Consider the following 21,627-nt stretch of genomic DNA (forward strand, 5'->3'; position numbering starts at 1 on the left):
CAAAAGGAGAAGCCGAGGAACTTCGATGCGGTGGCACGTCGCACCTTGCTCTTGGTTTCGTTGACACGGAGCTTCAGCTTTCCGAACAGCTTGCGCAGCGAGGTCATCACCCGCTCGCCCGAACGCTGCGTCCGAACATAAACGTTCAGATCGTCAGCGTAGCGGACGAAGGCGTGCCCGCGCCGCTCCAGCTCCTTGTCGACTTCATCCAACAGCACGTTGGCCAACAGCGGCGAGAGCGGGCCGCCTTGCGGCGTCCCCTCGTGCCGCTCGATCACCACCCCGTCCGCGAGCATGCCCGCATTGAGGTAGCGGCGGATCAGCCGCAGCACCCGACCGTCCGCGATCCGTTTGGCCAACCTTCCCATCAGGATGTCGTGGTTGACCCGGTCGAAGAACTTCTCCAGGTCGATGTCCACGACGAAGCCGCGGCCTTCCTGCACGTAGGCTTGCGCGCGACGCACCGCGTCGTGCGCACTCCGTCCGGGCCGGAAGCCGTAGCTTGCATCCGAGAAAGTTGGGTCGAACAGCGGTTGCAGGACCTGCAACAGGGCCTGCTGGATGAACCGGTCGAGCACGGTCGGAATGCCGAGCTCGCGCTCGCCTCCGCCGGGCTTCGGGATCACCACCCTCCTCACCGGCTGCGGCTGGTAGCCTCCCGCGAGCAGTTCCTCGCGCAGGCGCGGCCAGTGCACGCGCAGGTGATCGGGCAGTTCTTCGACCGTCATCCCGTCGATGCCGGGATTTCCCGCATTCTGCCGAACACGCTTCAGTGCGGCCTGAAGGTTCTGGCGTTCGCACGCCTTCTCCATCAGGTCGCTGCTTCCCAGGCGCTCGTTTCCACTCCCAACCGAGGGCGCTTCCACGTGCACATCCGGCCCCTGCGGCTTCATCGCATCGGTCGATCGTACACCCGGCTCTTCGTCCGGCTTCTGTGGCATAATTCCCCAGAGGTATGCGGGCGTCTCGCCCTTCCTATCGTTCAGCCCTTCGCGGCTCGCACCGCTACTACGGCCTCTGCTGACTTCTCGCTCCACAGGTCTTGCGACCCATGTCGCCCTTTCAGACGCAGGGCGAGATCTCCCCGGGTAAGAACATTGACCTTCGTTGCACGACCGCCGGATCTACGTCGCCTTGCCTTGGTCACAACGGCTTCGCGGTCTTTGGCCCGCTCGCCCTGTTCGGCTCCGCCTCATATCCGGTTCCTGTTCGTCGGCCCGCAGCTTCGTTCCACGCTTCCTTCACGCCGTCCTCGCGGCTCGACGCTCTGCGCTTCCCTTCGCTCGCTGTGACCAGCTCACCGGAGGACTTCCACCCCCAAGTCAATGCCCATGCCGGGCGCACCAAAAGAAAAGCGCGACGGGAAAATCCCATCGCGCTTCTCTATCGCCGTCATGTGAGCCGGCTATTCCGCTGCGAGCTTGACCTCGGGCGCGGCGGCGCGAACGTCGGCGTCCACCTTGGCTTCGAACTTGGCAAAGTTCTTCTGGAACATGCCGACCAGAGCGCGGGCGGTCTTGTCGAACTCGTCCTTGTCCTTCCAGGTGTTGACCGGGTTCAGGATCTCGCTCGGCACGCCCGGAAGGGCCGTCGGCACAGCAAAGCCGAAATACTTGTCCGTGCGGAATTCGACGTTGCGCAAACTGCCGTCGAGTGCGGCCGTGAGCAGCGCACGCGTCACCTTGATAGGCATGCGGCTGCCGACGCCATACTTGCCGCCGGTCCAACCGGTATTGACCAGCCAGCAATCGACGTTGTGGTCGGCGATCAGCTCCCGCAGCATGTTGCCGTAGACGGACGGATCGAGCGGCAGGAAGGGCGAGCCGAAGCAGGTCGAGAATTCCGGCTGAGGCTCATTGCCGAGCCCCCGTTCGGTGCCGGCCACCTTGGCGGTGTAGCCCGAGAGGAAGTGATACATCGCCTGCGCCGGCGACAACTTTGCAATCGGCGGCAGCACGCCGAAGGCATCGGCCGCCAGCATCACTACGTTCTTGGGATGCGGCGCACGGCCGGTGCGCGAGGCGTTCGGGATGAAGTCGAGCGGATAGGCAGAACGCGTGTTCTCGGTCTTGGAGCCGTCGTCGAAATCGACTTCGCGGGTGTCCTCGTCGAGCACGCAATTCTCGAGCACCGCGCCGAAACGCTTCGAGGCAGCGTAGATCTGCGGCTCCGCTTCCTTCGACAGCTTGATGCATTTGGCATAGCAGCCGCCTTCGAAGTTGAAGATGCCGTCCCCGCCCCAGCCATGCTCGTCGTCGCCGATCAGCGTACGGTTGGGATCGGCCGACAACGTTGTCTTGCCAGTGCCGGACAGGCCGAAGAAGATTGCGCTGTCGCCCTTCGGGCCGACGTTCGCCGAGCAGTGCATCGGCATCACGCCGCGCGCAGGCAGATAGTAGTTGAGCGTCGTGAACACGCTCTTCTTCATCTCGCCGGCATAATAAGACCCGCCGATCAGGACGATCTTGCGGGCGAAATCGATGGCGACAACATTCTCCGAGCGCACGCCATGGCGTTTCGGGTCGGCGCGGAAGCTCGGCATGTCGATGATGGTGAGCTCAGGCACGAAGGTGGAAAGCTCAATCGCCTGAGGACGAATCAGAAGCGTGCGGATAAACAACGAGTGCCAGGCGAGCTCGGTGAAAACACGGGTCTTGATCCGATAGGTCGGGTCGGCGCCGCCGTAGAGATCCTGCGCGAACAGCCGCTTGCCTTCGGCGTGCTTGAGAAAGTCCTGATAGAGCGTCTCGAACTGCTCTGAGGTGATCGACTGGTTGCCGGCCCACCACATGGTCTTGTCGGTGGTCGCATCGCGGACCGTGAACTTGTCCTTCGGGCTGCGCCCGGTGAACTCGCCGGTGTCGGCGCATAGGGCGCCATCGGCCGAAAGCACGGCCTCGCCCGCCGCCAGTGAATATTGGTAGAGCTGCGGCGCGCCGAGATTCCAGTGCACCTGCTTGAGATTTTTTAAGCCGAATTTATCGGCGCCGAAGGCACCGTTCCGCACGCCCGTCTCTTGCACGAAAAAATCCTCCTCGAATCCCGCGAATTTCGATCGCGCGCATGCCGTATACCGCGCGTCCATCACGGTTTAGGCCGTTGAGTATAGCCGCTGGGCCAAAGTCCCGCGAACGAAACTTTCCGGCGATCTCATATTGATGAACGCCCGGCTTGCCAAGCCGATCCCACCAATGTGGTTTATTGCAGAATGGGACAACCACCTGGTTGGATTCGCATGTTGCGACGCAAAGTCGCCAGGCTAGTGGTCCGATGCGGTTTCGCGTGTTCTCGCCTGTTCCGCCAAGCGAACCAGCATCTTGCGCAAGCCGCCGGGATCGGTGACCCGCTGGGGGAAATCAAGCCTCAGCGTCCTGTTGCCGGCCTGCAAGTCGATCCCTTCCGGATCGATGCCGCTGCAGCGCCAGTTCCCACCTGCCGCTCCCAAGAGGCGGGTGGCATAAAGGTCGAGCGCCTCCTGATGATCGGTGTTCATATGTTCAACGGCGCTCTGCTCGCTTTGCAGAAGTCCGGCCGCGTCCGCGATCTCCGTCATGAACTGCGCCGGCTTCAAGTCGAGAATCCGACCGAATCCGGCCACCAGATGGGTTCCGGCGGGGCGGATGCGAAAAAAGGAAAAATCCTGGAAATTGACGAAAGCTTCGGCGCTCGGATGGGCGCTGAGATAGCGCCGACGCAAAATTTCATCGCCCGGAGCGGCTTCTTCGGCTCGGCCCGATAACATGATCCGCGCCCCTTCCAACGGATCGCCCTCGACCCGCTCATCGAGCATCAAAGAGACTCTGGCGTCGGCCAGCAGATTTTTGGTGTGAACCGCGAGGCGGGAAATCAGCAGGATCGGCGAGCCGTCCGGGTGGCTCGCAACATTCACCAGCGAGCAATAGGGATCACCGCTGCCCACCATCAAGGTCGCGAGTGCACCCTGCCGGCTGCGGCGAAGCAGTGATTTGACCGCTTTGGAAGGGTTAAAATCCTCCGTCAACTGCATCGATTATTTCCTCGCATCCTATTGCAACTGAGACCTTTTTTCGGGTAAACGACGGCCATATGGGTCGAGGCGCCCAAGGTTGAGGAGGCGCTTTCATGGAACTCGGTCACACTTCAGCCCAGCTTGCATTGCTCGTAGACCACGTTCGAAGCCCAATTATGCGGCGCACCAGACGAATTGCCGCCGTTTCAGCAACGTGAGTGCGGTGGATTTGACAGTCTCTTCGGTATCGCAGCTTGTTCTTGAGGCGAATGTCAAATCCGAAACTGCACTTAAGAAACCAACATTTGCCAGTGTCCCTTAGGTCCTGACCTTCGTAAACGAACCCGCCGCGATATCAAACGAATGTCAGAACTCGAGCCATTGGTGATGGAATCTGAAAGCAGGCTCATGCCCACAATTGCTTTGGTCGACGACGACCGCAACATTCTCACATCCGTTTCAATTGCGCTTGAAGCCGAAGGCTATCGGATCATGACCTACACGGACGGTGCATCCGCGCTCGACGGTTTCAGAACCAGTCCGCCCGATCTTGCAATCCTCGACATCAAGATGCCGCGCATGGACGGCATGGAGACCTTGAGGCGGCTGCGGCAGAAATCCGATCTGCCGGTGATCTTCCTCACCTCCAAGGACGAGGAAATCGACGAGCTGTTCGGCCTCAAGATGGGCGCCGACGATTTCATCCGCAAGCCGTTCTCGCAGCGGCTGCTGGTCGAACGCGTCAAGGCAGTGCTGCGCCGCTCAGCCCCGAAGGATCCGACTGCCGTGCCGAAGGAAACCGATGCCAAGGCCCTCGATCGCGGCCTGTTGCGCATGGATCCGGAGCGCCACACCTGCACCTGGAAGAACGAGCCGGTCACGCTCACCGTGACGGAGTTTCTGATTCTTCAGGCACTCGCCACCCGCCCGGGCGTCGTGAAAAGCCGCAACGCACTGATGGATGCCGCCTATGACGATCAGGTCTACGTCGATGATCGCACCATCGACAGCCACATCAAGCGGCTGCGCAAGAAATTCAAGGTCGTGGACGACGAATTCGAGATGATCGAAACCCTCTATGGGGTGGGTTACCGTTTCAAGGAGACCTGAGGGAGGTTCGCCCCTCCTCCGCGGTTTTGTCGACTGACACCACCACCGTGCCGGTGGTAGCATAACTACCGTATACGCCATTCGAACTAACCGGCGGTTTTGGCCATTGCTTGATCGAACGCAGCCTGATGCAAGCCTGAGCGCCGACGACGTCACGACGCCCGTCGTGACGGACACCCTTGCCGCCGAAAACCAGGCTTCGCGGTCATGGCGCCCGCTGGACTGGCTGCGCCGGTTCGGTCAGTTCGTCTTCGCCTTAAGCTTCTCGAGCCTCACCCGGCGGATCGTCTCGCTAAATATCGCGGGGCTTCTGGCGCTGGTGGCGAGCATTCTCTATCTCTCGCAATTCCGCGCCGGTCTGATAGATGCCCGCGCGCAAAGCCTCCTTGTGCAGGCCGAGATCATCGCCGGCGCGATCGCGGCATCGGCGACCGTCGAGACCAATGCGATCACCATCGACCCCGAGAAGCTGGCGGAGATGAAGCCCGGCGACGTCTATCCTCCGCCGGAAGAATCCGTGCTCGATTTTCCGATCAATCCGGAGCGCGTGGCGCCGGTGCTGCGCCGGCTGATTTCGCCGACCAAGACCCGCGCTCGCATCTACGACCGGGATGGCGTCCTCATTCTTGACAGCCGCAGCCTCTATGGCCGTGGTGACGTGCTGCGCTTCGAGCTGCCGCCGCCTTCGGTGGAGAAACCCGGTCTAGCCGAACGCACGATGATCGCGATCCGGACCTGGCTCAATCGGGGTGACTTGCCGCTTTATACCGAACTCGGTCCTGAAAACGGCAACGGCTACCAAGAGGTCGCCCAATCGCTGAAGGGCGAGAAGAGCAGCATGGTGCGCGTCAACGACCGCGGCGAGGTCATCGTTTCGGTTGCCGTTCCCGTGCAGCGTTTCCGCGCGATCCACGGCTCGCTGATGCTCTCGACGCAAGGCGATGATATCGACCAGATGGTCACCGCCGAGCGGCTCGCCATCCTGAAGGTCGGCGGCGTCGCTTCCGCCGTCATGATCGTGCTGTCGCTGGCGCTTGCGAGCACCATCGCAGGCCCGGTGCGACGGCTCGCCGACAGCGCCGAACGGGTTCGCCGCCGCATTCGTACCCGCGTCGAGATCCCTGACTTCACCGGCCGCCGCGACGAGATCGGCCATCTTTCCGGTGCCCTGCGCGACATGACGAGCGCGCTGTATAACCGCATCGAGGCGATCGAGATGTTCGCTGCCGATGTCGCCCACGAATTGAAGAACCCGCTCACTTCGCTGCGATCGGCGGTGGAAACCCTGCCCCTCGCCCGCAACGAAAACAGCCGTTCGCGGCTACTCGCCGTGATCGAACATGACGTCAAACGGCTTGACCGGCTGATCTCGGATATTTCCGATGCGAGTCGGCTTGATGCCGAATTGCAGCGCCAGGACATGGCGCCGGTCGATCTCCGTCGCCTTCTGACGGCGCTGGCTTCGGTCGCCAATGAAACCCGGCGCGGCAACAATATCGCCGTCGAGCTGCGGTTCGAGGGACGCGGCCCGCTCGATACCTTCTCCGTGCCGGGCCACGATTCCCGGCTTGGACAGGTCGTGTCCAATCTTCTGTCGAACGCCCAATCGTTCTCGGAGGCCGGAGGTAAGGTGCGCATCACCTGCCGGCGGATACGATCGAACGTCGAAATCACCGTCGACGATGACGGGCCGGGCATCCGCGAGGACGCCCTCTCGCGGATCTTCGAGCGCTTCTACACCGATCGCCCGCATCAGGGTTTTGGCCAGAATTCCGGACTCGGCCTCTCGATCTCCAAGCAGATCGTGGAAGCCCATGGCGGGAAGATCTGGGCCGAGAATCGCCAAGGCCCCGCTGGTGCGGATGGCGAGGCAACCGTGGCCGGCGCCCGCTTTGTGGTCCGCCTTCCCGCTCTGGCATGACCGGCGACGCTGAGGCCAGCATCCATGCCTCCGCCGTTCTGGTGGGACATCACGCGGTGCTCATCCGCGGCCCCTCCGGTTCCGGCAAGTCGCGGCTGGCTTTCGACCTCATTCTGGCCGGGCGCGCTGGCCAGATCGCCCCGGCGCGCCTCGTCGGCGACGACCGCGTCCACCTCTTGGCCCAGGGCGGTGAGCTGGCGGTCCGCCCGGCGCCCGCGCTGGCCGGCCTGATCGAAATTCGCGGTCTTGGCATCCGCTGCTGCGATTTCGTCCCGGAAGCCCGCATCGGCTTGGTGGTTGACCTCGATGCAGCCGACGCCGAGCGGCTGCCCCCGCCAGACTCGCTGCAAACGCGATTATATGGTGTCTTGATACCGCGGATCCCGGTCAAGCAGGGATTTTCCGGGCTTCCGCTGGTTATTGCGGCCCTTACAATGACCGCGAATTCATCTTCGGCGGATTGCTCGAAGGAATTTGGTAACCATATCACCCCCACTATCGCGACCGAATAGACCCGCTCGCTCCGGCTCTCCCTTCCCTAATTTTCCGGGAGAATCGCAGCGATCCCCTCTTGCGCGGGGGCTCTGGATGGTCAAAGTGGCGCGTTCGTGCGGTGCACCAAAGGCACCCACGAGGAGTTTTCGATGATTGGTCTAGTGCTTGTGACCCATGGGCGCCTTGCCGACGAATTCAAGGCGGCGCTTGAACACGTCATGGGTCCGCAAAAACAAATCGAGGCCGTTACGATCGGGGCCGAGGACGATTCCGATCTGTGCCGCAGCGACATTATCGAGGCAGTCAATCGCGTCGACAGCGGGGACGGGGTCGCCATACTCACTGACATGTTCGGCGGCACGCCTTCGAATCTTGCCATTTCCTGCATGAGCCGGCCGAAGGTCGAGGTGCTCGCGGGCATCAACCTTCCCATGCTGGTCAAGCTTGCCAAGGTCCGTGAAGAGCGAACGCTTCCCGATGCCATTGCCATGGCCCAGGAAGCCGGACGCAAGTATGTGACCATTGCAAGCCGGGTGCTCGCCGGCAAATGAGTGACGACGGCGCGTCGCCCGACACTTCCTCCGGACCAGTCATTCCGGAAGGCGCCATTTCCCGCGAACTTCCCATCACCAACAAGCGTGGCCTTCATGCGCGGGCTTCCGCAAAATTCGTCCAGACGGTCGAACGCTTCAAAGCCGACGTCTGGGTGACCAAGGGCGGCGAGACGGTCGGCGGCACATCGATCATGGGCTTGATGATGCTCTCCGCGGGCCCGGGCACCTCAATCGTCGTCTCCGCCGCCGGACCCGAGGCGCAGACCGCGCTTGATGCGATCACCGAACTCGTCGCCGCCAAATTCAACGAAGAGAATACGTAAGCCGCGCCTACTTGGCCGGCGGCACGATATAGACCTTCCAGGTGACCGCGGGCCCCGGATGGCCCTTGAAAAAGCGCTGCGTGGTAACGGCGAGCTCCTCGGCATCCTTGCCGTTTTTCTTCATCCAGGCCTCGCACTGCGGCAGGCGGTTGTCCGTGGTGTCGCAGACGCCGATGAAGCCAAGCCGCTTCGCCTCCTCCAGCGAGGTCAGACCCGATGACCAGATTTCGCCCGGCGTCAGTGGCGCCGGATGGTCCGGGCTATAGAACGTCATGGGCTCGCCGACCTCGGTCGTGCCGGCGACGACGGCCCAGCGCGTGAAAAAGCGGTTGTGCCAAAGCTGCGTCAGCTCGCGCGCAAGCTGAGAACGCGCACTGAAGCTGAATGCGGCCTTGGGATCATCCGTGAATTCGTGGAGCGCGATAGAGGGCGAGGCGGCGAGCGTCACCAGCGTGAGGACGAGCCAGGCGGCCGCAATCCGGAACAAGGCAGCGCTCGGCACGCGCAACTCCGGAATCGCGACCAGCGCCAGCGGCACCAGAAAAAACAGCGAGATGCCCCAATCAGTCTTCATGTAGATCGAGAAGACCAGGCCGCCGAGCGGCGGGCCGATCGCGACGATGATCTGGATGAGCCAGATGTTGAGGGCCTGCGTTCCGTTCACCCCGGCATTGGCGCCGGGCGACCAGAGCCGCGCCAACGCGGCCTCGGGCCGGCGCAGACTTGTTCCGGCCAGAGCGAACGCAGCGATCAGCACCGGCAAGAGCAGCAGCCCGACATTATGGCCGATGTAACCGAGAACCAGCCTCGCGGTCTGTGCGCGGGTGAAGTGCCCGTAGACGTCGCCGGCATAGATCAGCGGCGCGAAATCCACGTCCTTGAGCCATATCAGATGCGGGATCATCGCCAGTGTCGCGACGCCCATTGCAACCCAAGGCGCCGGTGAGCGAAGAAATTTCATCCGCTCCGGGTGTATCAGCGCGGCGAGACCAATGGCGCCGATCATGGTCAGCACCCAGTATTTCGTCATCAGCGCAAGCGCCGCCGCAAGGCCAAGCCAGACGCCGGCAGCGGCGCTGCGTTTGTCAAAGGCGTGCAGATAGGCGAGCACCAGAAGCGGCAGCGTGACCAGCTGCAAGAGGTCGGGATTGTATTTGAAACCCTTGAAATTGAAGATCGGATAGATCGCGAGCATCACCACGACCAGGAATGCGCGGCGATAATCCACAACGCGCAGCGAGATCAGCCAGGTGATCACCATCCCGGTAGCGACCGTCGTCATCGCCAGCAGATAGGTTGCCCAATCGGTAACAGGAAAAGCCTTGAACCAGAGCCCGGCGACCCAGCCGGAGAGCGGCGGATGCTTGCCGTAGCCGAGCTGGAACTTCTGCCCCCACGCGAAGGCCTCGGCGACATCCATATGAATGTCCTGCGCTGCCTTGAGATTGATCAGGATCACGGTCCACAGCACCGCATGGATCATCGCAAAGGCGAAGACAAAGGCGGACGCGCTGGTACGGTCTGTTGCCGACGCTGCAACCCATGCCATGAGCCTTCTCAGGCTCGGCCGCCGCCTAGATCGGCGGCGCGGCAGGCTCGCGGATGAAGTGAGCGTCGGCGGCATGTCGTTTGGTACCTCGCTGGATCTCGGCGAAGCGTGTGGGTAGCGCGTTTTGCGCGGAAGTGGAATCAGCTTGGCGTGAAGATATGCCTTTAAAGCGCGCCATTTCGGTTGCCGCCAAAAACCGCGAATGCTATCCCGCGCTCCATGACGACCGCCCCCATTCCCAACATCCGCAACTTCTCCATTGTCGCCCATATCGACCATGGCAAATCGACGTTGGCCGATCGCCTGATCCAGATGACGGGCGGCCTGTCGGACCGCGAAATGGCGGGCAAGGAACAGGTGCTCGATTCCATGGATATCGAGCGCGAGCGCGGCATCACCATCAAAGCGCAGACCGTCCGGCTGAATTATCGCGCCAAGGACGGCAAGGATTACGTGTTCAACCTGCTGGACACGCCGGGCCATGTCGACTTCGCCTACGAAGTCTCGCGTTCGCTCGCGGCCTGCGAAGGCTCGCTGCTGGTGGTCGACGCGAGCCAGGGGGTCGAGGCGCAGACCCTCGCCAACGTCTACCAGGCGCTCGACAATAACCACGAGATCGTGCCGGTCTTGAACAAGGTCGACCTGCCCGCGGCCGAGCCCGACAAGGTGAAGCAGCAGATCGAGGATGTGATCGGCATCGATGCCTCCGACGCGGTCATGATCTCGGCCAAGACGGGCCAGGGCGTGCCAGACGTGCTGGAAGCGATCGTCACGCGCCTGCCACCGCCCAAGGGCGACCGCGACGCGACCTTGAAGGCGCTGCTCGTCGACAGCTGGTACGATGTCTATCTTGGCGTCGTCGTGCTGGTGCGGATCGTCGACGGCGTGATGAAGAAGGGCAGCCGCATCCGCATGATGGGCACTAATGCAGCCTACGACGTCGAACGCGTCGGCTTCTTCACGCCCAAGATGGAACAGGTCGAAGAGCTTGGCCCGGGCGAGATCGGCTTTATCACGGCCGCGATCAAGGAGGTTGCCGATACCCGCGTTGGCGACACCATCACCGATGACCGAAAGCCGGTCACGGAAATGCTGCCGGGCTTCAAGCCTGCCATTCCGGTGGTGTTCTGCGGCCTGTTTCCGGTCGACGCCAACGATTTCGAAACGCTCCGCGCAGCAATGGGCAAGCTTCGTCTGAACGACGCGAGCTTCTCCTACGAGATGGAGACGTCCGCTGCACTGGGATTCGGCTTCCGCTGCGGCTTCCTCGGGCTATTGCATCTGGAGATCATTCAGGAGCGGCTGTCGCGCGAGTTCGATCTCAATCTGATCGCGACCGCGCCGAGCGTGATCTACAAGATGAAGCTCACAGACGGCAGCGAGATCGAGATTCACAATCCCGTCGACATGCCGGACGTGGTGAAGATCGCCGAGATCGACGAACCCTGGATCGAGGCCACGATTCTCACCCCCGACGAATATCTCGGCAGCGTGCTCAAGCTATGCCAGGACCGCCGCGGCTCGCAAAAGGAGCTGACCTATGTCGGCTCGCGCGCGATGGTGAAGTACGATCTCCCGCTCAATGAGGTCGTGTTCGACTTCTACGACCGCCTGAAGTCGGTCTCGAAGGGCTACGCTTCGTTCGACTATCACCTCACCGACTACAAGCCGGCCGACCTCGTCAAGATGCAGATCCTGGTAAACGGCGAGCCGGTGGACGCGCTGTCGATGCTCGTGCATCGCACCCGCGCCGAAGGCCGGGGACGCGCGATGGTCGAAAAAATGAAGGAACTGATCCCGCCGCACATGTTCCAGATTCCGATCCAGGCGGCGATCGGCGGCAAGGTGATCGCGCGGGAGACGGTGCGCGCGTTGCGCAAGGACGTCACCGCCAAATGCTATGGCGGCGACATCACGCGCAAGCGCAAGCTCCTGGAGAAGCAGAAGGAAGGCAAGAAGAAGATGCGGCAGTTCGGCAAGGTCGACATTCCGCAGGAAGCCTTTATCGCGGCGCTGAAAGTCGATAGCTGACACTATAGCTCTACGGCGCCCGGCATTTCTCTCCTGACAATTCTGCGTTGGCGTGACTTGATCCCGGCCGCGAGTTGGATCAACATGACCACAATTGATCACTCGATAAAGAGCGGGGAAACGCCATGAACAAGCCCGAAGCCGTGGGTTCTGCCCCGGGCCTCGTCGACCGCGCCAGAGCGATCGCCCCGCTGATATCAGCGGAGGCAGACGAGATCGAGCGGACGCGGCGGCTGACGCCAAAGGTGGTCTCGGCGCTGGTCGACAACGGGTTGTATCGCTCGCTGCTGCCGAAAAGCTTCGGCGGCTTCGAATCGCCGCCCCTGGTTTTCATGGAAATGCTGGAAGAAATCGCCAAGGCGGATGCTTCCACGGCCTGGTGCCTCGGCCAATGCTCGGTGGTCGCCATGACGGCGGCCTATCTCGACGCCGATGTAGCGCGCCAGGTGTTCGGCAAGCCGACCGATATCATGGCCTGGGGCGCGATTGCCCACGACGTGCAGGCGGTGCCCGGCGGCTATACCATCAGCGCACGCTGGGATTTTGCCAGCGGCTCGCGTCAGGCCAACTGGCTTGGCGCCCATGTCCAGGTGCTTGAATCCGACGGCACGCGGCGGATCAAACCGAACGGCACGCCGGAAATCCGCACCATCGTGTTTCCGGCATCGAGCGCCACGATGCACGATGTCTGGAACGTGATCGGACTGTGCGGCACCGGCACGGATTCGTATTCGGTCGAGAACCTGTTCATTCCGGAGAACTTCGCAGCGCTACGCGACGATTTCACGGCGCTGCGCGAAAAAGGCCCGCTTTATGGGCTGACAACCTACACGATGTTCGGGCTGGGCTTCGGCGCGGTCTCGCTCGGCGTGGCGCGTGCGACACTCGATGCGGCCGTCGACCTCGCCCGCAAGAAACATTCCGTCGGCATCGCGGCGATGAGGGACAACAATTCGGTTCAAGGCCTGATCGGCCGCACCGAGGCGAAACTGCGCGCGGCGCGGGCTTACCACTATTCCACGGCGAGCGAGGCCTGGCAGGAATTGCTCGACACCGGCAGGCTTTCCGAGAAAGGCCGCGCCGCCATTCGCCTGTCTGCGACTTACACCATTCATCAGGCTGCCGAGGTCGTCGATACCGCCTATCACATGGCGGGCGCGACCGCGGTCTTTAAGTCGAATCCATTCGAGCGGCGCTTCCGTGACATGCATGCCATCGCGCAGCAGATCCAGGCCCGCGACAATCATTACGAGGATGTCGGCAAGATGATCCTGACCAACAGCGTGATCCCGCGCGGGCCAACCGTCTGAGAAGAAAGCCGACTAAAAGATCCCTTGCAGACCGGTGTGGGCCACGAATGCGCCGTCAAGCCGATGGAACTCGCGGTTAAGATGCGCTGAAGCCACCCGGCAATCAGTTATTAAGCACTTTCTGGGAACTTCGGGTTAACCATTCCGAGGCCCGAAATCCCATGTTCCAGCTCCGATCGATCGCGGCACGCCTGATACTCGCGATCTCCCTGACAGTCGCGGCGGCGTGCGCGATCCTCGGAACGTTCTCGGTGATCCAGGAGCGTGCGCTGACGCGACTTGCGCTCGATCAGCAGCTCAAGCTGCAATATGACAGCGTCATCGCCACCCTCGACTATGAAGGGCGTGCTGGACTTGCGGTCAGCGCCGTGATCGCCAACCTGCCGCCGGTCGTCGATGCCGTCGCCAAGGGTGACCGCGCTGCGCTCGGCTCGCTGTTGAAGGGGCCGTTCGAGGCGATCAAGGCGCAAGGCATCCCACTGATCAGCTTCCACACGCCGCCGGCGACCGCTTTCTATCGCGCGCACGCGCCCGACAAGTTCGGCGAGGACATCTCGGCCCGGCGTACCACTGTGGTCGAATCGAACAGGACCGGAAAGCCGATCGTCGGCGTCGAGGCGGGGCGTGACTCGCTCAGCATCTTTGCGATGACCCCGATCATGCGCGACGGAAAAAGCCTCGCCGTCGCCGACATCGGTGTCTCCTTCAACAAGCAATTCGTCGACAGCGTCAAACGACGTTTTGGCGTCGACCTCGCCGTGCATCGCTTCGACGGCAACGGCTTTACCAACATCGGCTCGACTTTCACCGAAAAATCGCTGGTCAGCCAGGAAGAGTTGAAGGGCGCATTCGACGGCGACACCTTGCACCGCAACGCCGTGCTCGATGGCCATCCGGTCGCGGTCTATCTCGGGCAGATCAAGAACTACGCCGGCAAGCCTGTGGCCGTGCTGGAACTGGTCAAGGACATCACCGCCTATGAGGCAGCCTCCAGCAGCTCGCAGCGGACGCTGATTGTCGGCACGCTCGCCATTCTGGCGGCCGCGGCCCTGGTCGCCTTCCTGCTCGGCCGCGGCATGTCGCGTCCCTTGACTGCGATCACGGCCGTCATGAACCGCCTTTCCAGCGGCGACACCGACGTGACGATTCCCGGGGGCGACCGCAAGGACGAACTCGGCACGATGGCGGGCGCCGTCGATGTGTTCCGCCGCAACATGATCGAGTCGCGGCTGTTGCGTGAAGAGCAGGAAGCCGCCAAGAGGCAGAGCGAACAGGAAAAGAGCGCACTCCAGCGGCGCATGGCCGACCGTTTCGAGGCGGATGTGAAGAGCGTTGTCGGAGCGGTCGCGCGCGCGACGGAGGATATGCAGCGCGTCGCCGCTGAAATCACCGCAAGTGTCAACGGTACCTCGGCGCAGGCAGCGGCAGCCGCCGCAGCATCCGAGGAAGCCTCATCCAGCATCAATACCGTCGCGGCAGCGACTGAAGAACTCGCCTCCTCGGTCGCGGAGATCAGCCGGCAGGTCACGCATTCCAGCGGCGTCGCGGACGCGGCCGTCGACAAGGCAGCCAAAACCAATCAGATGGTGAGCGAGTTGGCCGCAGCCGGCGAGAAAATCGGCGACGTGATTCGCCTGATCAGCGCAATTGCCGGGCAGACCAACCTCCTGGCATTGAACGCCACGATCGAGGCGGCGCGCGCCGGCGAAGCCGGAAAAGGCTTTGCCGTGGTCGCTTCCGAGGTCAAGGAACTCGCCAGCCAGACAGCGAAGGCGACCGATGAGATCGCCGGACAGGTCGCAGCAATCCAGGCATCGACCGGGGAATGCGTCACCGCCATCGGCGGCATCAGCTCGACCATCCGCGAGATCAGCTCGATTGCAACCACCATCGCTTCGGCCGTCGAAGAGCAGGGTGCCGCAACGCGCGAGATCGCACATAGTGTCCAGCAGGTGGCCGCCGGCACCAGCGAGGTCGCGGTCAACGTCGCCGGTGCAAGCCAGGCAGCGAACCAGTCGCGCGCGTTGGCCGACACCGTTCTCTCTGCTTCCAGCGAACTCAGCCAGCACGCCTCGGCGCTGTTCAAGAGCGTAGACACGTTCCTCGCAGGCCTGCGCGACGCTGCGTGATTTCTCCGATTGGTGAATTCCCCGCTGCTGGCGCCTCAGCTAGAGTACGGCCATGAATGGCCGGCTGCTTTTGATCGCAACGTTTTTACTCCTGCTGCTCGGTAGCGGAACTTCGACGGCGCTGGCGCAGGACAAAGGCAGCCTCGATCCAAAACCTCTGCCGCCGCTTGCCAATCCGAACGACCCGAAGCTCGCCGCCAAGGAGTTGTTCGGACGCAAGCTGTTGCCCGCCGCCATGCCCACGCAGGTCCTCGGCTTCTACTCCAAGGGCTGCATCGCCGGCGCGCACGCATTGCCGGTCAATGGTCCCACATGGCAGGTGATGCGGTTGTCGCGCAACCGCAATTGGGGCCACCCCAGCTTGATCGCTTTGCTGGAGCGCCTGTCGGCGAACGTGCACAGGGACGCCGGCTGGCCGGGCATCCTGGTCGGCGACATGTCGCAACCGCGCGGTGGGCCGATGTTGACCGGCCACGCCAGCCACCAGGTCGGTCTCGACGCCGACGTGTGGCTGACGCCAATGCCGAACCACCTTCTGTCGCGCAACGAGCGCGAGGAAATGTCGGCGGCAATGATGGTGCGTGCGGATCGGCTCGACATCGATCCGCAAAGCTGGACGCCGCAGCATCTCGCCGTCATTCGCGACGCTGCGCGGGAGCCGAGCGTCGAACGCATCTTTGTCAATGCCGCCATCAAGAAGGCGCTTTGCCGCGAGGCCAAGGGCGATCGCAGCTGGCTCGCCAAGGTGCGACCGTACTGGGGCCACGACTATCACTTTCACATCCGCATCCGATGTCCGGCCGGTAACAGCACCTGCAAGAGCCAGCCGAAGCCCACGGAGGGCGAGGCGTGCAGCGCGACCGACCTCGCCTACTGGTTCAAGGACGAGGTGCTGCATCCGAAACCGCCGCCGGAGCCAGTCAAGCCAAGGCCGGCGCTGACGCTGGCCCAACTGCCGCCCGGGTGCCGTGAGGTTCTGGCCGCACCCGCCGCCAAGCCATGACACTTCTCTGACTAACCTATCGCGCAGGGCTCGATTGGGCTAGGATGCGCTGCCGGTCGATGCCGTAAGCACGCCGGCCTCGCCGGGACGCCCGTCCCCATCTTCCGCATCGATCAGAAGACGTCACGCTCGCGTCAAAGTGAGCGCTAACGAGACGATCATGGGAGACCATCATGCGCCTCAGTGCACGCAACCAGATCAAAGGCACGGTTCTCGAAGTCCAGAAAGGGGCGACGACCTCCCACGTTCGGGTCGACATCGGCAATTCCCAGGTCATCACGTCATCGATCACCAATGAGGCTGTCGACGAACTGGGCATCAAGGCCCAGGCGCATGTGACGGTGGTCATCAAGGCTTCTGACGTCATGATCGCGGTGGATTGATGCGTAAATCCCTCCTCCTTACCCTGACCATGCTCATAGTCGCGCCGACATTTGCCGCGGAGGAGCCGAGCGGCTGCGACAAGTTCAAATGGAATATCGACCACGCCCGCGCGGTGCTGACTGCGCCGGATCGCATAAAACTCAACACAGGGAGTGAGCTTGCGGCCCTGCCGCCCGCCGGGGCGACGATGGCCCTGGCGACGCCCGCCGACGCCAAATTGCCGATGCCGCCAGAACGCGCGCCGAAGGAGGGCAGCTTTGCCGGCTTCGTCAGGATCGGCTCCCTGCCGAAGGCCGGCAGTTACACGATCAGCCTTTCGAGCGGCGCCTGGCTCGACGTGGTGCAGGACGGGCGTTTCCTCAAGCCTACGGCCTTCAGCGGCGCCACCGATTGCGAGGGCATCCGAAAGACCATGAAGTATGATCTTTCGGCAAGCCCGCTCCTGCTTCAGATCAGCGGCGCCCGGCAGAATTCGCTGTCGATCGCGATCCTGCCCTCGGATTGAGCGGCTCGCAGCCCGCGGCTGGCCACTTTGACCTGAACGATCGGCCTGTTATTGTTGGCAATGCGATGGTCCCGCTGACCGTAAGCCGGCGGGGCTCGCGAAACGGCGCTTTCGCTTGTCGCATGTCACCATGGACCAAGGCCTGAGTTCGCCCGGTAGCCCGCGATCAGGTACGGAGCGCCTATGCATCGCCTGTTCAGAGTATTGCTCGCCCTCGCGCTTGCGTGGGCACTGCCCCTTGCGTTTGCCTCCGCGGAGGAAAAGGGCCTGACCGTCTTTGCCGCGGCTTCGATGAAGAATGCGCTCGACGATGTCGATGCCGCCTATACCGCGAAGACCGACGTCAAGATCACGGCGAGCTATGCGGCAAGCTCCGTGCTCGCCAGGCAGATCGACCAGGGGGCCCCGGCCGACATTTTCCTGTCGGCCGACACCGACTGGATGGACTACGCAGCCAGGCAGAGGGTCATCAAGACGGATACGCGGACCAACCTGCTCGGCAACAGCATCGTCCTCATCGCGCCCAAGGACTCTTCCGTCGGCAAGGTCACGATCGCTCCGGGTTTTGATCTCGCCAAACTCGCCGGCCAGGGACGGATCGCGACCGGCGACGTGAATTCGGTCCCGGTCGGCAAATACGCCAAGGCCGCGCTGGAAAGCCTGGGCGCATGGCAGGCCGCCGCGCCGAAATTGGCGATGGCCGAGAGCGTACGCGCAGCGTTGACGCTGGTGGCACGCGGCGAGGCCGTGCTCGGCATCGTCTATTCGACCGACGCGAAGGTCGAGCCGGAGGTGAAGGTCGTCGGCACCTTCCCGGCCGATTCCCATCCGCCCATCGTCTATCCGGTCGCGGCAACGACATCCGCCGCGCCCGGCGCCGATAATTATCTTGCCTTCCTGCATTCGCAGGCTGCAAAGACAATTTTTGAGAAATATGGATTTACTTTCCTGGTCCGGCCCTCGTCCTGATTTGCATCCCACGCGTGTTCGATATCTCACCCATGGAATGGACGGCGATCCTGCTTTCGCTGCGGGTTGCGACCGTCGCGACGCTGGTGGCAACCCCGCTCGGCATCGCCGTCGCCTGGCTGTTGGCGCGCCGGGAGTTCTGGGGCAAGACGCTGCTCGACGCGGCCATTCATCTGCCGCTGGTGCTGCCGCCGGTCGTTACCGGCTATCTCCTGCTTCTCACCTTCGGCCGCCACGGCGCCGTTGGAGCGTGGCTCGCCGAGCACCTTGGTCTCGTCTTTGCCTTTCGCTGGACCGGCGCTGCGCTCGCCTGTGGAATCATGTCGTTCCCCCTATTGGTGCGGCCGATCCGCCTCTCGATCGAAGCCATCGACCGGCGCCTGGAGCAGGCCGCGGCGACCCTCGGCGCGGCACCCTGGCAGGTATTTCTAACCGTGACCCTGCCGCTCGCACTCTCCGGCGTGCTCGCCGGAATGGTGCTCGGATTTGCCAAGGCGCTCGGCGAATTCGGCGCGACGATTACCTTTGTTTCGAACATTCCCGGCGAAACCCAGACGATTTCTTCGGCGATCTACGCGCTGATCCAGACCCCGAACGGCGATCCGGCGGCGCTGCGGCTCGTCATGGTATCGAGCTTGATGGCCATGGCCGCACTCATTGCTTCCGAATGGTTTGCCCGTCGCGCACTTCTGCGCCTGCACGGAAACTGATCATGCTGCGTGTCGACGTCGCAAAGCAGCTCGGGGAGTTTGCAATCGAAGCCTCGTTTGCGAGCGAGGGACGCGTGACCGGATTGTTTGGCGCCTCGGGCGCAGGGAAGACGTCGCTGGTCAACATGATTGCGGGCCTGCTGCGGCCCGACCGCGGTACGATCTCGATCGATGGCGCGACGCTTGATGACACATCGACGAAATCGCATGTCCCGGTTCATCGCCGCCGCATCGGTTATGTCTTTCAGGATGCGCGGCTGTTCCCGCATCTCGACATACGCGACAATCTCGATTACGGCCGGCGCATGAACCGCCTCGCGGAAGATGACGCGCTCTGGCGGCGGGTCACCGAGCTTCTGGACATCGGCGATCTGCTGGGCCGCCGCCCCGGCAAACTCTCCGGCGGCGAGCGCCAGCGCGTCGCGCTCGGGCGGGCGCTGCTGTCGCAGCCGCGGTTGTTGCTGCTGGACGAGCCGCTCGGATCGCTCGACGAAGAACGCAAGGAAGAAATCCTGCCCTACCTCATTCGCCTGCGCGACGAGGCCGGCGTGCCCATGGTTTACGTCAGCCACGACCCTTCCGAGATGCGAAAGCTCGCCACCAGCATCGTCATGCTTCAGCGGGGCCGTGTGACCGCATTCGGCGGCGCCGAGATCTTGCCCCGCGAGCCTGCCAGGATCAGATAACCGACATCCAAAGAACGGACGGATCCGGCACTTTTGATCTGGATCAAACAGCGAGAGTTGCGAATCAAAAGCAGTCGCAGCGCGGCGCTACCAAAGCTTAAGCGTTCTTGCTGTTTCATGCAGCAACGCAAGCGTCTCTTAATGTCAGCCGCCTAAGCAGTACGAGAGGCCGATTGCGTAAGGCCGAGGTAACAGCATGTCGCAGACGCTCTTTCGCCGGATCGAACAGAGCCGCATCTATGATTGGACGATGCGACTGCCGATCTTCCTTTATTCCCTCTACGTGCTCGTACACGACGTCATCAGCTTTTCCGAGCAGGCCGCGCCGGATCCCGCGACATCGACGCACCTCGGTGCGAGTGCGATCGTCGCTGCGCTCGCGCGGGTCTCCCAATGGATGTTCATCGCGCTTCTCGGGCTGCTTCCACTCGCCCGTCATAGACCGGTTGCGAAATCGCGCGGCTTGGTGCCACGAATGACTGCGCTGGTCACGGTTTGCATCCCGCCATTTTGCGTGCTGCTCGAGCGTGCGCCGCCGAACCTTTGGTGCAACCTGCTGGCAGGGGCCGCCGGCATCTCCGCCAGCGTGCTGGGCGTGCTGACCCTGAGTTTTCTCGGCCGCTCATTCAGCGTAATGCCGGAGGCAAGACGGCTGGTCACCACCGGGCCTTATAGCATCGTGCGGCACCCGCTGTATCTGTTCGAACTGCTCGGGGTTGTTGGAATCCTGTTACAGGTACGCTCGCTTCCTGGCGCACTGCTGCTGGCACTCATTGTTGCGCTCCAAATCACGCGCGCCCGCTGGGAAGAAGACATCCTTGATCGCGCCTTTCCCGAATTCCTGGCCTATCGGCAGCGAGTGCCGTTCCTCCTCCCGCGCGACGCACACGGCCTCATCGCTTTGCTGCGTAACGATCCGGTGGTGCGCCGACGTTCGGCCGCGGTCATGATTTCCGCCTCCGGCTTGCTTGCGGTGGTCGTCATCGCCCTGCCGAGGCTTGTCGGCTGAGGACACGAGGCTCATGTTCGGTACGCTCCGCTTTCTCCTCGCCTATCTCGTCATTGTGAGCCATCTGGTCGGCACAGAATACGTCGTCCATCTCGGCTTCTACGCGGTTCGTGGATTCTTCGTCATCTCCGGGTTGATGATGACCGCGGCACTGAACGAAGCGTATCGTTTTGACGGGATGCGTTTTTGGACCAACCGTGCGCTGCGGCTCCTGCCGCCTTATTACTTCGTTTGCGCTTTGACGTTGATCGCGCTCGCGCTCGCACCCAGCCAAGCCGCTCAATACCAGAAGTTCTGGCATGGCCTGCCCGACGCGAGCGATCTTTTGATCAACCTGACGGTTCTGCCCCTGCAGCTGCCCTATGGACCGGTTCGTCTGGTACCGCCTTTCTGGTCAGTGGCGATTGAAGTCGAAATGTACCTGCTGCTTTACCTTGTGGTGTCGCGGCAAATGAGCTCGGCCGTGATCGCGCTGGTGGCGGGGCTATCCTTTCAGCTTTGCTGCGTCTACGCTGGCATAAACTGGCCGCTTATCTATTTTACCGCTCCCTCGGCCGTGCTTCCGTTTTCCGTTGGCGCGATATTGTATTTTCTTCGAGAGCGCAGCGGATGGGTTGCGTCACCGCTTGCTGCCGGATGCGCCTTCGCCGCATGGATTGCCAACATGCTGGCAGGCGGCGCCGTGTTCCCCGAAACCTATATCTTTGGCTCGGGATACCTTCTTGATACGGTCTTCTTCGCGGTCGTTGTCTCCGGCCTTTCGGGCGTCTCTAGCCGCCAATTTTGTACGCCTTTTGCGCGCATTGATCGGTTGTTGGGCGAATGGTCGTACTTCGCATTCCTGGTGCATTGGCTTGTCGGCTTCATGATAGCGGGTACCCTGCTCGGCGAATGGCGTGGGTGGCCCCTCCTCGCTGCGGTCACGCTGCCCGTGATGGCAGCCAGCGCCGC

Annotated in this window: 20 protein-coding genes; 16 read left to right on the top strand and 4 right to left on the bottom strand. The window is 62.5% G+C overall.

From position 1 onward, the window contains the following. From ltrA to NEZ08_RS02100, 3 genes are all read right to left on the bottom strand, one after another. The coding region (ltrA, locus tag NEZ08_RS02090) for a group II intron reverse transcriptase/maturase (protein WP_298102787.1) at positions 1 to 812 on the bottom strand (812 nt) is incomplete at its 3' end. 593 nt (positions 813 to 1,405) lie between these two features. Beyond that, on the bottom strand, positions 1,406 to 3,022 hold the full coding sequence (locus NEZ08_RS02095) for a phosphoenolpyruvate carboxykinase (RefSeq protein ID WP_298102752.1): 1,617 nt from the start codon (positions 3,020 to 3,022) through the stop codon (positions 1,406 to 1,408). 237 nt (positions 3,023 to 3,259) lie between these two features. Continuing rightward, positions 3,260 to 4,006 (bottom strand): DUF2470 domain-containing protein, encoded by a 747-nt coding sequence (locus NEZ08_RS02100; protein WP_298102754.1) that lies wholly within the window; start codon positions 4,004 to 4,006, stop codon positions 3,260 to 3,262. Between the two features lie 390 nt (positions 4,007 to 4,396). On the opposite strand from NEZ08_RS02100, the gene NEZ08_RS02105 reads away from it, so the two are divergent. From NEZ08_RS02105 to NEZ08_RS02125, 5 genes are all read left to right on the top strand, one after another. Next, complete coding sequence (locus tag NEZ08_RS02105) at positions 4,397 to 5,098, top strand: response regulator transcription factor (protein WP_298102756.1); 702 nt, start codon at positions 4,397 to 4,399, stop codon at positions 5,096 to 5,098. A 106-nt stretch (positions 5,099 to 5,204) separates the two neighbouring features. Beyond that, positions 5,205 to 7,019, top strand: coding sequence for a sensor histidine kinase (locus NEZ08_RS02110; RefSeq protein WP_298102759.1), 1,815 nt, complete (start codon positions 5,205 to 5,207; stop codon positions 7,017 to 7,019). Then, positions 7,016 to 7,531 (top strand): HPr kinase/phosphorylase, encoded by a 516-nt coding sequence (locus tag NEZ08_RS02115; RefSeq protein WP_298102761.1) that lies wholly within the window; start codon positions 7,016 to 7,018, stop codon positions 7,529 to 7,531. Before NEZ08_RS02110 ends, NEZ08_RS02115 begins: the two co-directional genes overlap by 4 nt. 132 nt (positions 7,532 to 7,663) lie before the next feature. After that, positions 7,664 to 8,065 carry a PTS sugar transporter subunit IIA gene (locus NEZ08_RS02120; protein WP_068733893.1) on the top strand — a complete coding sequence of 134 codons (402 nt, stop codon included), beginning with the start codon at positions 7,664 to 7,666 and terminating at the stop codon, positions 8,063 to 8,065. Further along, the gene (locus NEZ08_RS02125) at positions 8,062 to 8,391 is read left to right on the top strand and encodes an HPr family phosphocarrier protein (RefSeq protein ID WP_298102763.1); all 330 of its coding nucleotides are present in this window, start codon (positions 8,062 to 8,064) and stop codon (positions 8,389 to 8,391) included. Before NEZ08_RS02120 ends, NEZ08_RS02125 begins: the two co-directional genes overlap by 4 nt. A gap of 7 nt (positions 8,392 to 8,398) precedes the next feature. On the opposite strand, the gene NEZ08_RS02130 is transcribed toward NEZ08_RS02125, so the two are convergent. Next, a complete protein-coding gene (locus NEZ08_RS02130) occupies positions 8,399 to 9,940 on the bottom strand; it encodes a glycosyltransferase family 39 protein (protein WP_298102764.1) in 1,542 nt (513 codons plus the stop codon). Positions 9,941 to 10,159: 219 nt separating this feature from the next. Here NEZ08_RS02130 and lepA point away from each other — a divergent pair, with 219 nt between their 5' ends. The 11 genes from lepA to NEZ08_RS02185 all read left to right on the top strand — a co-directional run. Then, the gene (gene lepA, locus NEZ08_RS02135) at positions 10,160 to 11,971 is read left to right on the top strand and encodes a translation elongation factor 4 (protein ID WP_298102766.1); all 1,812 of its coding nucleotides are present in this window, start codon (positions 10,160 to 10,162) and stop codon (positions 11,969 to 11,971) included. Between the two features lie 125 nt (positions 11,972 to 12,096). After that, entirely contained in the window at positions 12,097 to 13,281 is a 1,185-nt protein-coding gene (locus NEZ08_RS02140; protein ID WP_298102768.1) for an acyl-CoA dehydrogenase family protein, read from the top strand. 161 nt (positions 13,282 to 13,442) lie between these two features. Continuing rightward, entirely contained in the window at positions 13,443 to 15,410 is a 1,968-nt protein-coding gene (locus tag NEZ08_RS02145) for a methyl-accepting chemotaxis protein (protein ID WP_298102770.1), read from the top strand. A gap of 52 nt (positions 15,411 to 15,462) precedes the next feature. After that, the gene (gene mepA / locus NEZ08_RS02150; RefSeq protein ID WP_298102771.1) at positions 15,463 to 16,413 is read left to right on the top strand and encodes a penicillin-insensitive murein endopeptidase; all 951 of its coding nucleotides are present in this window, start codon (positions 15,463 to 15,465) and stop codon (positions 16,411 to 16,413) included. A gap of 173 nt (positions 16,414 to 16,586) precedes the next feature. Further along, complete coding sequence (locus NEZ08_RS02155; protein ID WP_298102773.1) at positions 16,587 to 16,796, top strand: molybdopterin-binding protein; 210 nt, start codon at positions 16,587 to 16,589, stop codon at positions 16,794 to 16,796. Beyond that, positions 16,796 to 17,302 (top strand): hypothetical protein, encoded by a 507-nt coding sequence (locus NEZ08_RS02160; RefSeq protein WP_298102775.1) that lies wholly within the window; start codon positions 16,796 to 16,798, stop codon positions 17,300 to 17,302. Before NEZ08_RS02155 ends, NEZ08_RS02160 begins: the two co-directional genes overlap by 1 nt. A gap of 183 nt (positions 17,303 to 17,485) precedes the next feature. Further along, positions 17,486 to 18,271 (top strand): molybdate ABC transporter substrate-binding protein, encoded by a 786-nt coding sequence (modA, locus tag NEZ08_RS02165; protein WP_298102776.1) that lies wholly within the window; start codon positions 17,486 to 17,488, stop codon positions 18,269 to 18,271. Between the two features lie 14 nt (positions 18,272 to 18,285). Beyond that, entirely contained in the window at positions 18,286 to 18,981 is a 696-nt protein-coding gene (gene modB / locus NEZ08_RS02170; protein ID WP_298102778.1) for a molybdate ABC transporter permease subunit, read from the top strand. 2 nt (positions 18,982 to 18,983) lie between these two features. After that, positions 18,984 to 19,667, top strand: a complete 684-nt coding sequence (gene modC, locus NEZ08_RS02175; RefSeq protein ID WP_298102780.1) for a molybdenum ABC transporter ATP-binding protein — start codon at positions 18,984 to 18,986, stop codon at positions 19,665 to 19,667. A 196-nt stretch (positions 19,668 to 19,863) separates the two neighbouring features. Further along, the gene (locus NEZ08_RS02180; protein ID WP_298102782.1) at positions 19,864 to 20,676 is read left to right on the top strand and encodes an isoprenylcysteine carboxylmethyltransferase family protein; all 813 of its coding nucleotides are present in this window, start codon (positions 19,864 to 19,866) and stop codon (positions 20,674 to 20,676) included. A 55-nt stretch (positions 20,677 to 20,731) separates the two neighbouring features. Continuing rightward, the coding region (locus NEZ08_RS02185) for an acyltransferase (protein WP_298102784.1) at positions 20,732 to 21,627 on the top strand (896 nt) is incomplete at its 3' end.

The sequence above is a fragment of the Bradyrhizobium sp. genome, from assembly GCF_027451485.1.
In the GTDB taxonomy this organism is placed as follows: Bacteria; Pseudomonadota; Alphaproteobacteria; order Rhizobiales; family Xanthobacteraceae; genus Bradyrhizobium.

Coding starts and splice junctions, on each gene's coding strand:
- NEZ08_RS02100 (WP_298102754.1), bottom strand. CDS start 4,006: ATGCAGTTGACGGAGGATTTTAACCCTTCCAAAGCGGTCAAATCACTG.
- NEZ08_RS02105 (WP_298102756.1), top strand. CDS start 4,397: ATGCCCACAATTGCTTTGGTCGACGACGACCGCAACATTCTCACATCC.
- NEZ08_RS02115 (WP_298102761.1), top strand. CDS start 7,016: ATGACCGGCGACGCTGAGGCCAGCATCCATGCCTCCGCCGTTCTGGTG.
- NEZ08_RS02120 (WP_068733893.1), top strand. CDS start 7,664: ATGATTGGTCTAGTGCTTGTGACCCATGGGCGCCTTGCCGACGAATTC.
- NEZ08_RS02125 (WP_298102763.1), top strand. CDS start 8,062: ATGAGTGACGACGGCGCGTCGCCCGACACTTCCTCCGGACCAGTCATT.
- NEZ08_RS02130 (WP_298102764.1), bottom strand. CDS start 9,940: ATGGCATGGGTTGCAGCGTCGGCAACAGACCGTACCAGCGCGTCCGCC.
- lepA (WP_298102766.1), top strand. CDS start 10,160: ATGACGACCGCCCCCATTCCCAACATCCGCAACTTCTCCATTGTCGCC.
- NEZ08_RS02140 (WP_298102768.1), top strand. CDS start 12,097: ATGAACAAGCCCGAAGCCGTGGGTTCTGCCCCGGGCCTCGTCGACCGC.
- NEZ08_RS02145 (WP_298102770.1), top strand. CDS start 13,443: ATGTTCCAGCTCCGATCGATCGCGGCACGCCTGATACTCGCGATCTCC.
- mepA (WP_298102771.1), top strand. CDS start 15,463: ATGAATGGCCGGCTGCTTTTGATCGCAACGTTTTTACTCCTGCTGCTC.
- NEZ08_RS02155 (WP_298102773.1), top strand. CDS start 16,587: ATGCGCCTCAGTGCACGCAACCAGATCAAAGGCACGGTTCTCGAAGTC.
- NEZ08_RS02160 (WP_298102775.1), top strand. CDS start 16,796: ATGCGTAAATCCCTCCTCCTTACCCTGACCATGCTCATAGTCGCGCCG.
- modA (WP_298102776.1), top strand. CDS start 17,486: ATGCATCGCCTGTTCAGAGTATTGCTCGCCCTCGCGCTTGCGTGGGCA.
- modC (WP_298102780.1), top strand. CDS start 18,984: ATGCTGCGTGTCGACGTCGCAAAGCAGCTCGGGGAGTTTGCAATCGAA.
- NEZ08_RS02180 (WP_298102782.1), top strand. CDS start 19,864: ATGTCGCAGACGCTCTTTCGCCGGATCGAACAGAGCCGCATCTATGAT.